Consider the following 13,446-nt stretch of genomic DNA (forward strand, 5'->3'; position numbering starts at 1 on the left):
GGTTCCAAAAATTGAAATTTACACCCTATAATTGCTTTTGTCAAAGAAAACCGCTTCTTCATTCAGAGAAGAAAGAATTTCAGGTCCCCTGGGAGTAATAGCTATCGTATGTTCAAAATGCGCAGAAAGCCTTCTGTCCTTTGTAACCGCTGTCCAACCGTCGGGAAGAATTTCTATTTGATGGGTTCCTTCGTTGATCATTGGTTCTATGGCGAAAACCATACCAGCCTTAAGTCTTGGACCTCTTCCCGGCGGACCATAGTTTGGAATCTGAGGACCTTCATGCAAAGATCTTCCAATCCCATGTCCTACAAACTCTCTTACCACTGAAAAACCTTCCATTTCAGCGCGTACCTGGATAGCGTGAGAAATATCCGATAAGCGATTTCCAACCTTTGCTTCGGCAATTCCACAATATAGAGATTCCCTGGTAACTCTACAAAGTCTTTCCGCTCGCTCGCTTATCTTACCTACCGGAACCGTTATTGCCGCATCTCCATAAAACCCATCCACCACAACTCCAAAATCTAAGCTAATTATGTCCCCCTCCTTTAATACCCGCTTCTTAGAGGGCATCCCATGAACGATTTCTTCATTTATTGATGTGCAAAGGGCATAAGGATAACCCTTATACCCTTTGAAAGCTGGTGTCGCCTTTTTTTTTCTTGCAAGTTCTTCACTTAGCCGATTAAGATCCCACGTAGTAATTCCAGGTTTGACCTCTTCTTTCAACCTTTCCAACACTTCCGCTACTATGAGACATGCTCTACGGATCTTCTCTATTTCTTCTTGGCTCTTCAGAGTGATCAACGATGTCGATCCTTTCTTACCTTTATCCCAATACGGCTACGATGCGATTAAAGATTTCATCAATCGAGCCCAAACCATTGATCCTGCGAAGTTTGCCCTGTTTTTCGTAGTAGGCGATGAGTGGTTCAGTCTGATCTTTGTAAACTTTAAGTCTTGATGTCACAGTCTGAACATTATCATCGTCGCGCTGGTAGAGTTCTCCACCGCATTTGTCGCAGACGCCATCTTTTTTAGGAGGATCAAACATAACATGATAACCAGCTCCGCATTGACGGCAAGTTCTTCTACCTGTCAGTCTTTGAACGAGTTCATCTTCGGGAACTTCGATGCATACCACATGATCGATCTTTTGCCCTAGTTCACTCAGCATTTTATCTAGAGTTTCGGCCTGGCTCACGTTTCTAGGAAATCCATCAAGCATATAACCCTTTTTGCAATCATCTTTCTGGATGCGTTCTTTAACTAACCCGATTACAACACTATCCGGGACAAGTTGGCCTGCGTCCATGTATTTTTTAGCTTCCAGACCAAGGGGTGTTTTTTCTGCTACAGCCGCTCTTAGCATATCGCCTGTAGAAATTTGGGGGATTCCATACCTTTCTATAAGCCGCTTAGCCTGTGTGCCTTTGCCTGCTCCTGGAGGTCCCAACAGTATGATGTTCATTTCCCAATCCTCCTCGATTTTTACATTGTCTATATTGCTTCATAACAATTACGCCGAATTGCAAAATTATTCTCTATCGGCGTCCCACCACTCTTCCCTGTTTTAAGAAACCTTCGTAATGTCTGGTCAGCATGTGAGCTTCTATTTGAGCTACCGTATCTAGCGCAACGCCTATGACGATCAAGAGAGCAGTTCCGCCAAAGTAAAATGGAACATTGAATTTGGTGATAAGAATTTCGGGAAGAATACATACCGCGGAAACGTATATTGCTCCTCCAAGCGTTATCCGGCTCAAGACTTTGTCTATGTATTCTGCGGTCGCTTTGCCAGGTCTAATGCCGGGTATAAAACCACCGTATTTTTTCATATTTTCCGCAACGTCCTGGGTATTAAAAACGATAGCGGTGTAGAAAAAGCAGAAGAAGATTATAAAACCGACGTAAAATATAGTATGGAGCCAATGCCCCGGAGAAAGCCACATAGAGAGAGTCTTAAGGGCAGGATGAGGAACAAAGTTTGCTATAGTTGCAGGAAACATAATAAGGGAGGATGCGAAAATGGGTGGAATAACCCCTGAAGTGTTGATTTTCAAAGGGATGTGAGTGCTCTGTCCCCCGTATACTCTCCTTCCCACGACTCGCCGTGCATACTGCACTGGAACCCTTCTCTGTCCACGTTCCACAAATATAACAAATCCAACAACTAAGAGAATGAGGATTAGAATAATGAGCACCTTAAAGATGCTCATCTCACCTGTTTCTACCAGCCTTATAGTATTCCCTACGGCGGAGGGCATTCCTGCTACAATCCCGGCAAATATTATAAGCGATATACCATTTCCAATGCCCTTTTCGGTTATCTGTTCGCCAAGCCACATGATAAAAGCAGTTCCAGCCGTTAATGTAATGACCGTCATTAGGCGGAAACCCCAGCCAGGATGTATCACAACCGCTTCGCCCCCAGGTGCTGTCATGCCTTCAAGTCCAAAGGCGATGCCAAAACCCTGAATGAAACTGAGAATGACCGTTCCATAGCGGGTGTATTGAACAATTTTCTTCCTACCGGCTTCTCCCTCTTTTTTCAATTGTTCCAGATGAGGAATTACTACCGTGAGCAGTTGAAGAATAATTGACGAACTGATGTAAGGCATAATTCCCAGGGCGAAGATCGAAAGGCGCCTCATGGCGCCTCCAGAGAACATATCAAAAAAACCGAGCAATGTCCCCTGAGCTGCATTAAAAAAGGCGTTAAGTGCTTCGGCATTTATACCAGGGGTTGGCACATGAACGCCTATTCGATAGACTGCCAAAAAAAGAAGAGTTATGAGGATTCGCTTCTTTAGCTCGGGAATTTTCCCAATATTCTGAAAACTACCAATGTTAAACATTACTGAATCGCCTCACTTTGCTGCGATAGAAGTGTAATTTGCCCTCCGATAGCCTTAACTTTTTCAACAGCTACGGCACTGGCTTTATGAACCTTCAAGATGAGCGGATGTTTAAGTTCACCTTCGGCCAGCAATTTAATGCCCGATTTGGATTTTTTAACCAACCCGGCTTTTTTCAATTCTTCTGGACCAACTTCGCTGTTTGGTTCAAAACGATTTAGATCGCGCAGGTTAACAACTGCATATTCTTTTCTAAACTTATTGTAAAATCCTCGCTTGGGAGTTCTCCGAATAAGCGGCATCTGTCCGCCCTCAAACCAAGGAGGAATTTCAAGCCCAGTTCTGGCCTTTTGGCCTTTGTGTCCTTTACATGCCGTTTTTCCATGTCCTGAACCAGGACCTCTTCCGACTCTTTTCTTTTTATGTCTGGAACCAGGTGCTGGAGCAAGATCACTAAGTCTAAGTCCCATTGTCCTGTCCCTCTCTTGCTATTTTTATTCTTCGACTATTTCCAACTCCACAAAGTGAGCAACTTTGCGGATAGCGCCCAGAATAGCGGGATTTGGATAGAATTGTCGGGTTTTGTTAAGTTTAGTAAGTCCCAGGGCTCTCAAAATTCGCCTGTGCTTTTCAGGATGTCCTATAGAACTTCTCACAAGCTTTACTTTGATCATGCGAGCCATAAACTAATTTCCTCCTTTTGATCTTGAGAGCATTCTACGGGGAATCTCAACCTACGATCTCGTCCAGGTTTTTCCCTCTTAGCTTTGCCACTTCTTCTGGGCTTTTGAGCTTTTTAAGTCCATCGATTGTGGCTTTAACAACGTTATGGGGATTTCGAGATCCCAAACACTTCGTAAGAATATCGGTTACTCCAGCCGCTTCCATGATGGCTCTCACTACTCCACCCGCGATAACACCAGTTCCTTGAGAAGCGGGTTTTAATATAACTTTGGATGCTCCGAAATTTCCTTCTACTGTATGAGTTATCGTACCGTTGACGATAGGTATAGTAAGCATATTTTTTTGAGCCGCTTCCATGCCTTTACGAATGGCATCAGGCACCTCACGAGCCTTACCCAAAGCGTATCCGACACGCCCTTTTCCGTCGCCAACCACTACAAGGGCGCTGAAAGAAAACCTCCTACCGCCCTTTACAACTTTGGCTACACGGCTTATATGGACGACCTTATCAATAAGCTGGAGATCGTAGGAATCTTCCGTTGCTACATATCTTACCAAGATGTTGCCTCCCTTCTATCTAAAAATCTAAACCAGCTTCACGAGCCCCCTCTGCCAAAGCCTGAACACGCCCATGGTATAGATAACCGTTACGATCGAAAACCACTTTTTGAATTCCTTTTTCAAGAGCTTTTTTAGCTATAAGTGCTCCGACAAGCTTTGCTGCGTCAACCTTGCCTGAGGCAGACTCAAGCTTTCCCTTAAGTTCGGGTGAAAGTGTTGATGCAGCAACAATTGTTACGCCCCTTTCATCATCAATTACTTGAGCGTAAATGTGTTTAAGGCTTCTATAAACGCAAAGCCGCGGACGTAAAGCCGTCCCAAAAACTTTCTTCCGTATTCTTTTTTTCCGCCGCAGACGTGCCGCCACCCGCGGGTCAAGATTTGAACCCATGCTTCTATCCTCCTCCCATCAGGACTATTTCTTCGAACCAGTTTTGCCAGCTTTTCGGCGAACTTCTTCGTCCCCGTATCGAATTCCTTTTCCTTTGTATGGCTCTACGGGTCTCAGATCTCTTATCTTGGCCGCAGTTTGCCCAAGCAATTCTTTATCCGAGCTTTCGAGCTTGATTATAACTTGCTTATCAACGGTTGCCTTAATACCTTCTGGTAATTGGAATTCGACTGGATGGGAGTATCCCAGCGAAAGAACCAGGGCGTTTCCCTTTACATCAGCCCTATAACCGGTTCCGAAGATGTGAAGCTCCCTAGTAAACCCCTGGTGCACTCCAACAACCATATTGTTGATAAGAGTTCTGACAAGCCCGTGAATCGATCTCGCCTGGCGCGACTGATCCCTAGGGGTTACGACCACAGCTCCGTCTTTTAGCTCAATATTAACCTTATCAGGGAACTTCCGACTGAGCGTTCCTTTCGGTCCTTTTACCGTTACCTCTGTCCCTTGAATGGTAACGGTCACATCCTTTGGTATTTGCACGGGACGTTTCCCAATACGGGACATGACCCTTTCTCCTTTCTCCTATCATTCTTGGCGTTTCTGCTGCTACCACACAGCGCAGATAAGTTCCCCGCCAACCTTTTCCTTTCTTGCCTGTTTGTCAGTTAGAATTCCCTTTGATGTAGAGAGTATAGCAATTCCCAACCCATTTAGAATTTTAGGGATTTCTTCGTATCCCACATACACTCGCCGTCCAGGTTTGCTAACTCTTTTGACTCCAGCGATCGCTGCTTGCCTTTGTGAGTCATACTTTAACTGAATTCTCAAAATACCCTGGCGGTTGTCGTGGATAAACTTGTAGTGTTTGATATATCCCTCATCTTTGAGGATTCTCGCAATGTTTAGCTTTATCTTGGATGCGGGAATATCCACCTTATCCATCCGCACACGTTGAGCATTAACAATTCTGTTCAAAAAATCGGCGATCGGATCCGTCATCACCATAGAAGCTTGCTCCTCTTCTACCAACTTGCCTTCCTGACTCCCGGAAGTTCTCCACTAAGAGCCAGAGTTCTGAAACATATACGACACATGCCAAATTTGCGCAAATAGGCTCGAGATCGCCCGCAAAGCGGACATCGATTGTATGCTCGAACCTTAAACTTTGGCTTCCTCTGCGCTTTGATAATCAGAGACTTCTTTGCCAATGTTTATTCCCCCCTTTACTTTCTGAAAGGCATTCCAAACCCTTCGAGTAGGGCTCGAGCTTCCTCATCAGTTTTTGCCGTAGTCGTAATAGTTACATTCAGCCCTTTTATCTTATCCACTTTATCGTAGTCGATTTCTGGAAATATAATATGTTCACGAATTCCTATGGTGTAGTTTCCTCTTCCATCGAACGACTTTGGCGATACCCCTCTGAAGTCCCTTATTCTGGGCAGTGCCACGTGGATAAGCTTTTCCAGAAAGTCATACATCCTATCGCCTCTTAGGGTTACCATACAACCTATCGGCATACCCTTACGCAGTTTAAATGCAGCGATGCTTTTTCTAGCTCTAGTGATAACCGGTTTTTGCCCGCTGATAAGTTTTAAATCTTCAGAAGCTGTTTCCAGAATTTTCGCATTTTGAATAGCTTCACCTAATCCCATGTTTAAGACTATCTTTTCAATGCGTGGAACCTGCATTGGGCTTTTATAACCGAATCTCTCCTGGAGCATGGACCTGATTTCTTTTTCGTAAACTTCTCTAAGTCGCGCCATTAACTTCCTCCATCGTGGACGTTAGCCCTCGATAATTTCATTACATTTCTTGCAATATCGGACTTTTCGTCCGTCATCGAGGAACTTATAGCCCACCCGCGTTGGCTTTGTGCACTTAGGACACACAAGCATAACGTTAGAGATATGAATTGGTCCTTCCCGTTCCAATATGCCGCCTTCCTGACTGTATCTGCCTGGCCTAAGGTGCCTTTTAATCATGTTGATCTTTTCTACAATGACTCGATCTTTTTTCTTAAGAATTTTAAGCACCTTGCCAGTCTTGCCTTTTTCCTTGCCGGCGGTAACCATCACTATGTCGTTTTTCTTGATGCGAAACTTTTTTTCATACTTTGGTGTTGATGATGTTTTCACGGACGCCATAACTTTTTCTCCCTTCTACAATACTTCGGGAGCAAGCGATATTATTTTCATGAAATTCTTTGCTCGAAGCTCTCTAGCCACAGGACCGAATATACGAGTTCCTATTGGGTCTCCTGCGTTGTTGATAAGAACGGCGGAATTATCGTCAAACTTGATGTAAGAACCGTCGGGACGTCGCACTTCTTTTTTGGTTCTAACCACTACAGCTCTCATTACATCGCCTTTTTTTACTTTGGAATTAGGAAGTGCTTCTTTTACGGATACAACGATTACATCCCCGACAGTGGCATACCGCCGTTTGCTGCCCCCAAGCACTCGGATACAGTAGAGCTTCTTAGCTCCCGAGTTATCCGCTGCATTAAGTTGAGTTTCCTGCTGGATCATGGCTTCACTCCTTACGACTGCTCATCTACTGTATCTATTACGGGACCACTGGTATCCCTTTTTGCGGCACGCTCAAGTATGGTTACAACACGCCAACGCTTTGTTTTGCTTAGCGGTCTCGTTTCCTCTATCATAACCCGATCTCCCTCCCTACAGAGGTTTCGGGGATCGTGCGCTTTGAATTTCTTATATCTTTTTACATACTTATGATACATTGGGTGCTCAACGAGTCTTTCCACTCGCACAGTGATTGTCTTATCCATCTTATCACTTATAACAACGCCTACAAATCTCTTCCTGTTAGAAACCTTTTTGGCTTGCCCTTCCATAAACTTTTATCCTCGTTTACCTTTATCTTGTAGCCCTTTTTCTCCAAGAATGGTCAAGACTCGAGCAATTTCCCTTCGGGTTTTCTTCAATTGAGCAGTATTTTGGAGTTGCTCGCGAGAATGCTGGATCTTGAGGCTAAAAAGGGCCTCTTTGAGATCTTTCAATCTCGCCAGAAGTTCCTCTCTCGTCATGTTTCTAAGCTCTTCAGCATGCTTCTTCATAGCACATCCTGCCTTGATACAAATCTTGTTGCGATAGGAAGCTTATGAGATGCCAAACGCAGGGCTTCCTTTGCTACTTCTTCTGAAATTCCCTTGATTTCATATAGAATTCGCCCAGGTTTAACGACCGCAACCCAGCCTTCGGGAGAACCTTTTCCTTTACCCATACGAGTTTCAGCCGGTTTCTTCGTAATGGGTTTATCGGGAAAAACACGAATCCATACTTTCCCACCGCGCTTGACGTATCGTGTAATAGCTATTCGCGCTGCTTCAATCTGCTTTGAAGTCAACCATCCGCATTCGAGTGCTTTAAGACCGTAGTCTCCAAAGGCAAGACTATTGCCTCGGGTTGCCATACCCTTCATACGGCCCTTTTGCATTTTGCGGTATTTAACTCTTTTTGGAGCTAGCATTTTAAGGTCTCCTTGTCTCGTTCACCGCTTTTATGGGAGAACCTCTCCCTTAAAAATCCAGACTTTTATTCCGATTACTCCATAAGTTGTTTTGGCAATAGCTGTGCCGTAATCAATATCAGCTCTTAAGGTATGAAGGGGCACTCGTCCTTCTCTATACCATTCATATCTTGCCATTTCTGCTCCACCTAACCGACCTGAGCAGGCAACCTTTATACCTTTGGCTCCAGCCTTAAGTGCAGCAGTTACGGCTCGTTTCATTGCCCGCCTGAAGGCAACCCTTCTAAGGAGTTGCAAAGCGATGTTTTCTGCCACCAGGGTAGCATCAAGTTCCGGGCGTCGAACCTCTTTGGTATCTATTGTGAATTCTCGATTGAAACGTTGTTCTAGCTCTTTTCGTAGAGCTTCAATCTCAACGCCCTTTTTACCAATAACAATTCCGGGTCTAGCTGTATGAATAATCACTTTGACCTTGTTTCCGGCTCGCTCGATTTCAATCAAAGAAACCCCCGCATGGTAGAATTTCTCTTTTATGATTTTGCGAATGTTTCGATCTTCTACTGCCAACTTATTATATTCTTTCTCAGAAAACCACTTGGAATCCCAAGTTCTTATAACTCCGAGCCGAAAACCTTTTGGATGAACCTTTTGACCCAAGCTTCACCTCCACACCTTATTAAACTTTGACCGTCCTTTATTCGTCAGCCACTACTACCGTTATATGACTTAATCTCCGAACTATCGGTCTTACTCTTCCCATAGCCCTGGCTTTCCATCTTCTGAGCCTAGGTCCTTCATCAACATAAATCTTGCTTACATAGAGGTTATCCACATCCATCATTTTGGTTTCTTCCGCATTTGCCACGGCTGAAGCGAGAGTTTTATAGATTATGCGAGCGGCTTTTCTCGGGGTGTAGCGCAGGATGTGGTAAGCCTCGCTCACTTTTTTACCTCTAATTAGGTTGGCAACCAAACGAGCCTTTTGGGGAGAAACTCGCATGTATTTGGCAACAGCTTTTGCTTCCATCATTTCTTCCCTTTGACCTTGGATTTCTTATCCCCTGCGTGTCCATAAAAAGTTCTTGTGGGTGCAAATTCCCCTAGCTTATGCCCGATCATATTTTCGGTAATGTAAACAGGGATAAACTTTCTGCCATTATGCACGGCAATAGTCAACCCGACAAATTCGGGCACGATGGTGGACCGGCGAGACCAGGTTTTAATAACTTTTCGGTCGCCAGTCTCTCTCGCCTTAAGAACCTTTTTCATGAGATGATCATCTACAAAAGGTCCCTTTCTTAAGGAACGCGGCACGTTATCCTCCTTACTTAAACATATAGGCGCCTTCTACTTGCGCCGTCTTATTATGAACTTGTCGCTTGGCTTATCTGGTTTTCTCGTTTTATAACCCTTAGTAGGTACTCCCCAGGGTGTACAGGGATGGCGCCCACCTGAGCTTTTACCTTCACCACCACCCATGGGATGATCTATTGGGTTCATGGCCACGCCTCTCACGTGAGGACGACGGCCAAGCCATCGGTTCCTTCCGGCTTTGCCTATGGAAACGTTTATGTGATCAATGTTTCCAACTTGCCCGATTGTAGCCTTGCACTCCAGGAGCACCATTCGCATCTCACCTGAGGGAAGACGCAAAACGGCATAACGCCCTTCTTTTGCCATGACCTGTATTGCTGTCCCAGCAGATCTTCCTAATTGTCCACCTTTGCCGGGTTGAAGTTCCACGTTATGGACAATTGTTCCCACTGGGATTGCCTTCAACCTTAAGCAATTGCCAGGTTTAATATCGGCCTCATCACTGGTAATTACCTGATCACCAACTTTAAGGCCCATGGGAGCAATGATGTAACGCTTTTCACCATCAACGTAATGCAGCAGAGCTATGTTGGCAGATCTGTTAGGATCGTATTCTATGCTCGCAACTTTAGCGGGTATGCCCTCTTTATCACGTCTAAAGTCGATAATCCTGTAGAGTCTCTTATGCCCGCCGCCTCTATGCCATGCTGTTACACGACCGAAATTGTTTCTTCCCCCCGTTTTTTTTAGGGGTTCCACCAGGCTCTTTTCAGGTTCAGTTTTGGTAATTTCGTCAAAAGTCAAGTAGGTTTGAAATCTTCTGCCCGGCGATGTTGGCTTTACCTTTTTGATACCCATGGTCTTACCCTCATGTATGATTCTTCGCTACTGCAAAATATTTACTCACCGAGTTAGTTCGCTCCGCCTAGAGCCACCCAAAAAGGATTGTCGCAGACACAATGACCCTATTCCTAAACGCGCTCTACACACCCTCAAAAAGTTCTACTTTCTGTCCGGGTTTGATAGTTACAATTGCCTTTTTCCAATCGGGTCTTTTTGTAAAATATCGACCAATCCTTTTTTTCTTTCCTTTCATTCGTATTGTGTGGACATCTACAACGTCAACTTTGAAGATTAGTTCTACCGCCTTACGGATCTCTATCTTGTTAGCCTTTGGATCCACCTCGAAGGTGAGCTTGTTGTATAAGTTTTTTTGAAGCAGCGTTTTTTCCGTAAGGATCGGCCGTTTAATGACGCTATATGCCTTGATCAGGTCGTTGCTCATTTCCCCAAGAACTCCTCTATCTTTTGGACACTTTCCTGTGTAAGAACAAGGTGGTGATAGTTTAAAACATCATAGACGTTTAATCCGTCCCAACGGAGAATCTTCACTAAAGGAATGTTTCGTGCCGATTTTTCCACCACCTCATCATCTAAAGGCATCACAAAGAGCGTCTTTCCCAATTCAAACCTTTTCATAAAGCTGACAAATTCTTTAGTGCTGATCCGATCCATTTGCAGCTTATCGAGCACTGTGAGTTCGAAGTCTTTCAGCTTTTGAGAAAGAGCCATCTTTAACGCCAGACGCCTAACTTTTTTCGGCAATTTGAAGGCATATGATCGAGGCTTAGGACCATGAATGATCCCGCCGCCTCTCCACAAAGGAGAGCGAATGCTTCCTACTCGTGCTCGCCCCGTTCCTTTCTGGCGCCAAGGCTTCCTTCCACCACCGGATACTTCTGTTCTAGTCTTGGTTTTGGCTGTGCCCGCTCGACGCTTTGCCAGTTGATACAACACTACCTGATGAAGCACGGGAATTTTTACGGGGACGTTAAATATATCGTCCCGTAAATTTAGCTCTCCCACCATTTCTTTATTCATGTTGTAAACATACACTGTAGGCATGATAACCCTCGACGCTCCCTAACGTTACTTTTTTAACCGGTTGGTTTTGCGAATCAACACGATCCCGTTGCGTGATCCTGGAACAGCACCGCGCACTAGTATAACGTTGTCCTCTGGTCTTATATCCACGATAGCGAGGTTTAAAACTGTAACCCGCTCGCTACCATAATGTCCCGGCATTTTTTTTCCTTTGATGACTCGAGCAGGGAAGGTGGCGCACCCTGTGGAACCAGGCTCACGGATGTTTTTACATCCATGCGTCATGGGACCACGCTGAAATCCCCATCTTTTGATCGTGCCCGAAAAACCTCGCCCTTTTGTTATTCCGATTACATCAACTCGGTCTCCGATCGAAAAAACATCGCTTGCGACAATTTTGTGTCCGAGCTGGAAAGCGGAGGGATCATCAACTCTGAACTCCCTGAGTATTTTGGGGTATTGTTTGTCTTCGGTAAGTGATACCGATTTGTCTAGATGTCCCTTTAACGGACGAGTTAGATTTTTGGGTTTTGCCTGCCCAAACCCCAACTGGACGGCTCGGTATCCATCCTTTTCTTCTGTTTTTATCTGAGTCACTATGCATGGTCCGGTCTCAATAACAGTTACTGGCACCACCGTTCCATCTTCTGCAAATATCTGCGTCATCCCTATCTTGCGCCCGATAAGTCCCTTAATCATAGCTCCCACTCTCTTCTGACCCTTTATCCGCCATAAAATTTTCTATAACGCTTGCAAAGCAAGCAACTATTTTACATCATTCAAAAAAATTTGTTTCTTCAGGATGACAACCTAACTACTTTATCTCCACATCGATGCCTGCCGAAAGATCAAGTTTCATAAGTGCATCGACTGTCTGCTGTGTCGGGTCAATAATGTCAATAAGCCTCTTGTGCACTCTAATCTCGAACTGTTCTCTAGATTTCTTGTCTATGTGAGGCGACCGAAGCACGGTATAGCGATGAATTTTAGTAGGAAGTGGTATAGGTCCTGAAATACGGGCTCCGGTCTTGCTCACCGTTTCTACTATCTCTTTAACCGCCTGATCCAACAACCGATGATCATATGCTTTCAAGCGGATTCGTATTCTTTCGGTCTTTTCGTTCTTTTCGGTCGTAGCCATCGCTGTTCCTCTTCCCTAGCATGACGCTACTGTAAAATTTCCGTAATAACTCCTGCGCCGACGGTGCGGCCTCCTTCACGGATTGCGAAGCGGAGTTCCTTTTCGAGAGCGACCGGGGTAATGAGTTCCACTTCAATGTTTGTGTTATCCCCGGGCATTATCATTTCTACTCCATCGGGGAGTTTGATCGTTCCGGTAACGTCTGTTGTTCTGAAGTAGAATTGAGGTCTGTAGCCCGAGAAGAAAGGCGTATGTCTTCCACCTTCTTCTTTCTTTAGCACGTAAACTTCTGCCTTGAACTTAGTGTGAGGTGTTATGCTTCCCGGCTTTGCTACAACCATTCCTCTTTCTACTTCTTCCTTCTTAATACCTCTAAGGAGTATTCCTATATTGTCTCCTGCTCGTCCTTCATCCAGAATCTTTCTGAACATTTCAATACTTGTGCAAACCGTCTTCTGAGTAGGTCCAAAACCTACTATCTCAACTTCGTCTCCAACTTTTATTATACCTCGTTCTACTCTACCCGTTACTACTGTTCCTCGTCCACTTATGGAGAAGACGTCTTCTATAGGCATGAGAAATGGCTTGTCTACATCTCTTATAGGCTCGGGGATATAGTTATCTATAGCCTCCATAAGTTCAAAGATGCATTTTGCTTCAGGGCTGTTGGGATCGTTAGATTCCAGAGCCTTCAGAGCAGATCCCTTAACTACAGGCACTTCATCCCCGGGAAATCCGTAATTTGTAAGAAGTTCTCTTACTTCAAGTTCTACAAGTTCTATAAGCTCTGGATCATCAACCATATCGACCTTGTTAAGAAACACCACAATGTAGGGAACTCCTACCTGCCTTGCAAGAAGAATGTGTTCTCTAGTCTGTGGCATCGGTCCATCGTCTGCTGCCACCACCAGAATCGCTCCATCCATCTGCGCCGCACCGGTAATCATGTTCTTGATGTAGTCAGCGTGACCTGGGCAGTCCACATGGGCATAATGTCTCTTGTCGGTCTCATACTCCACATGTGCTGTCGCTATCGTAATGCCTCGTTCTCTCTCTTCCGGCGCTTTGTCAATCTGATCAAAGGGAACAAACTCCGCAGACCCCTTAAACGACAA

The 13,446-nt window shown here is 44.8% G+C and carries 25 protein-coding genes; all 25 read right to left on the bottom strand.

Annotated elements, in window-relative coordinates; translation table 11 throughout:
• Positions 1-18 precede the first annotated feature (18 nt).
• The gene (map, locus tag WHS38_02925; GenBank protein ID MEJ5299922.1) at positions 19-810 is read right to left on the bottom strand and encodes a type I methionyl aminopeptidase; all 792 of its coding nucleotides are present in this window, start codon (positions 808-810) and stop codon (positions 19-21) included.
• A gap of 22 nt (positions 811-832) precedes the next feature.
• Positions 833-1,474 (bottom strand): adenylate kinase, encoded by a 642-nt coding sequence (locus WHS38_02930; protein MEJ5299923.1) that lies wholly within the window; start codon positions 1,472-1,474, stop codon positions 833-835.
• 73 nt (positions 1,475-1,547) lie between these two features.
• On the bottom strand, positions 1,548-2,861 hold the full coding sequence (secY, locus tag WHS38_02935) for a preprotein translocase subunit SecY (protein MEJ5299924.1): 1,314 nt from the start codon (positions 2,859-2,861) through the stop codon (positions 1,548-1,550).
• Entirely contained in the window at positions 2,861-3,331 is a 471-nt protein-coding gene (gene rplO / locus WHS38_02940; protein ID MEJ5299925.1) for a 50S ribosomal protein L15, read from the bottom strand. Before rplO ends, secY begins: the two co-directional genes overlap by 1 nt.
• Before the next feature lie 24 nt (positions 3,332-3,355).
• Complete coding sequence (gene rpmD, locus WHS38_02945) at positions 3,356-3,544, bottom strand: 50S ribosomal protein L30 (GenBank protein ID MEJ5299926.1); 189 nt, start codon at positions 3,542-3,544, stop codon at positions 3,356-3,358.
• Between the two features lie 46 nt (positions 3,545-3,590).
• Positions 3,591-4,103, bottom strand: a complete 513-nt coding sequence (gene rpsE / locus WHS38_02950) for a 30S ribosomal protein S5 (protein MEJ5299927.1) — start codon at positions 4,101-4,103, stop codon at positions 3,591-3,593.
• Positions 4,104-4,122: 19 nt separating this feature from the next.
• On the bottom strand, positions 4,123-4,497 hold the full coding sequence (gene rplR, locus WHS38_02955; GenBank protein ID MEJ5299928.1) for a 50S ribosomal protein L18: 375 nt from the start codon (positions 4,495-4,497) through the stop codon (positions 4,123-4,125).
• A gap of 24 nt (positions 4,498-4,521) precedes the next feature.
• Positions 4,522-5,064: a 50S ribosomal protein L6 gene (gene rplF / locus WHS38_02960; protein MEJ5299929.1), complete on the bottom strand. Its 543-nt coding sequence runs from the start codon at positions 5,062-5,064 to the stop codon at positions 4,522-4,524.
• A gap of 42 nt (positions 5,065-5,106) precedes the next feature.
• The gene (gene rpsH, locus WHS38_02965; GenBank protein MEJ5299930.1) at positions 5,107-5,505 is read right to left on the bottom strand and encodes a 30S ribosomal protein S8; all 399 of its coding nucleotides are present in this window, start codon (positions 5,503-5,505) and stop codon (positions 5,107-5,109) included.
• Positions 5,506-5,522: 17 nt separating this feature from the next.
• Positions 5,523-5,708, bottom strand: coding sequence for a type Z 30S ribosomal protein S14 (locus tag WHS38_02970; GenBank protein MEJ5299931.1), 186 nt, complete (start codon positions 5,706-5,708; stop codon positions 5,523-5,525).
• A 15-nt stretch (positions 5,709-5,723) separates the two neighbouring features.
• The gene (gene rplE, locus WHS38_02975) at positions 5,724-6,263 is read right to left on the bottom strand and encodes a 50S ribosomal protein L5 (GenBank protein MEJ5299932.1); all 540 of its coding nucleotides are present in this window, start codon (positions 6,261-6,263) and stop codon (positions 5,724-5,726) included.
• Positions 6,264-6,284: 21 nt separating this feature from the next.
• Entirely contained in the window at positions 6,285-6,644 is a 360-nt protein-coding gene (gene rplX, locus WHS38_02980) for a 50S ribosomal protein L24 (protein ID MEJ5299933.1), read from the bottom strand.
• A 15-nt stretch (positions 6,645-6,659) separates the two neighbouring features.
• Complete coding sequence (gene rplN / locus WHS38_02985) at positions 6,660-7,028, bottom strand: 50S ribosomal protein L14 (protein ID MEJ5299934.1); 369 nt, start codon at positions 7,026-7,028, stop codon at positions 6,660-6,662.
• An 11-nt stretch (positions 7,029-7,039) separates the two neighbouring features.
• Entirely contained in the window at positions 7,040-7,357 is a 318-nt protein-coding gene (rpsQ, locus tag WHS38_02990) for a 30S ribosomal protein S17 (GenBank protein ID MEJ5299935.1), read from the bottom strand.
• Positions 7,358-7,363: 6 nt separating this feature from the next.
• On the bottom strand, positions 7,364-7,579 hold the full coding sequence (rpmC, locus tag WHS38_02995; protein MEJ5299936.1) for a 50S ribosomal protein L29: 216 nt from the start codon (positions 7,577-7,579) through the stop codon (positions 7,364-7,366).
• On the bottom strand, positions 7,576-7,992 hold the full coding sequence (rplP, locus tag WHS38_03000) for a 50S ribosomal protein L16 (protein ID MEJ5299937.1): 417 nt from the start codon (positions 7,990-7,992) through the stop codon (positions 7,576-7,578). The genes rpmC and rplP overlap by 4 nt, the downstream gene beginning before the upstream one ends.
• 30 nt (positions 7,993-8,022) lie before the next feature.
• Positions 8,023-8,649: a 30S ribosomal protein S3 gene (rpsC, locus tag WHS38_03005; GenBank protein MEJ5299938.1), complete on the bottom strand. Its 627-nt coding sequence runs from the start codon at positions 8,647-8,649 to the stop codon at positions 8,023-8,025.
• Between the two features lie 37 nt (positions 8,650-8,686).
• Positions 8,687-9,019: a 50S ribosomal protein L22 gene (gene rplV, locus WHS38_03010; protein MEJ5299939.1), complete on the bottom strand. Its 333-nt coding sequence runs from the start codon at positions 9,017-9,019 to the stop codon at positions 8,687-8,689.
• On the bottom strand, positions 9,019-9,306 hold the full coding sequence (gene rpsS, locus WHS38_03015) for a 30S ribosomal protein S19 (protein ID MEJ5299940.1): 288 nt from the start codon (positions 9,304-9,306) through the stop codon (positions 9,019-9,021). The genes rplV and rpsS overlap by 1 nt, the downstream gene beginning before the upstream one ends.
• A gap of 33 nt (positions 9,307-9,339) precedes the next feature.
• A complete protein-coding gene (rplB, locus tag WHS38_03020; protein MEJ5299941.1) occupies positions 9,340-10,164 on the bottom strand; it encodes a 50S ribosomal protein L2 in 825 nt (274 codons plus the stop codon).
• Positions 10,165-10,288: 124 nt separating this feature from the next.
• Positions 10,289-10,591, bottom strand: coding sequence for a 50S ribosomal protein L23 (rplW, locus tag WHS38_03025; protein MEJ5299942.1), 303 nt, complete (start codon positions 10,589-10,591; stop codon positions 10,289-10,291).
• Positions 10,588-11,211: a 50S ribosomal protein L4 gene (rplD, locus tag WHS38_03030; GenBank protein MEJ5299943.1), complete on the bottom strand. Its 624-nt coding sequence runs from the start codon at positions 11,209-11,211 to the stop codon at positions 10,588-10,590. Before rplD ends, rplW begins: the two co-directional genes overlap by 4 nt.
• Before the next feature lie 24 nt (positions 11,212-11,235).
• The gene (rplC, locus tag WHS38_03035; GenBank protein MEJ5299944.1) at positions 11,236-11,889 is read right to left on the bottom strand and encodes a 50S ribosomal protein L3; all 654 of its coding nucleotides are present in this window, start codon (positions 11,887-11,889) and stop codon (positions 11,236-11,238) included.
• Between the two features lie 115 nt (positions 11,890-12,004).
• On the bottom strand, positions 12,005-12,331 hold the full coding sequence (gene rpsJ, locus WHS38_03040) for a 30S ribosomal protein S10 (GenBank protein ID MEJ5299945.1): 327 nt from the start codon (positions 12,329-12,331) through the stop codon (positions 12,005-12,007).
• 26 nt (positions 12,332-12,357) lie between these two features.
• Positions 12,358-13,446, bottom strand: a 1,089-nt coding sequence (gene tuf / locus WHS38_03045; protein ID MEJ5299946.1) for an elongation factor Tu, incomplete at its 5' end; no start/stop codon positions are given.

The organism is Thermodesulforhabdaceae bacterium (assembly GCA_037482015.1).
Taxonomy (GTDB): Bacteria; Desulfobacterota; Syntrophobacteria; order Syntrophobacterales; family Thermodesulforhabdaceae; genus JAOACS01.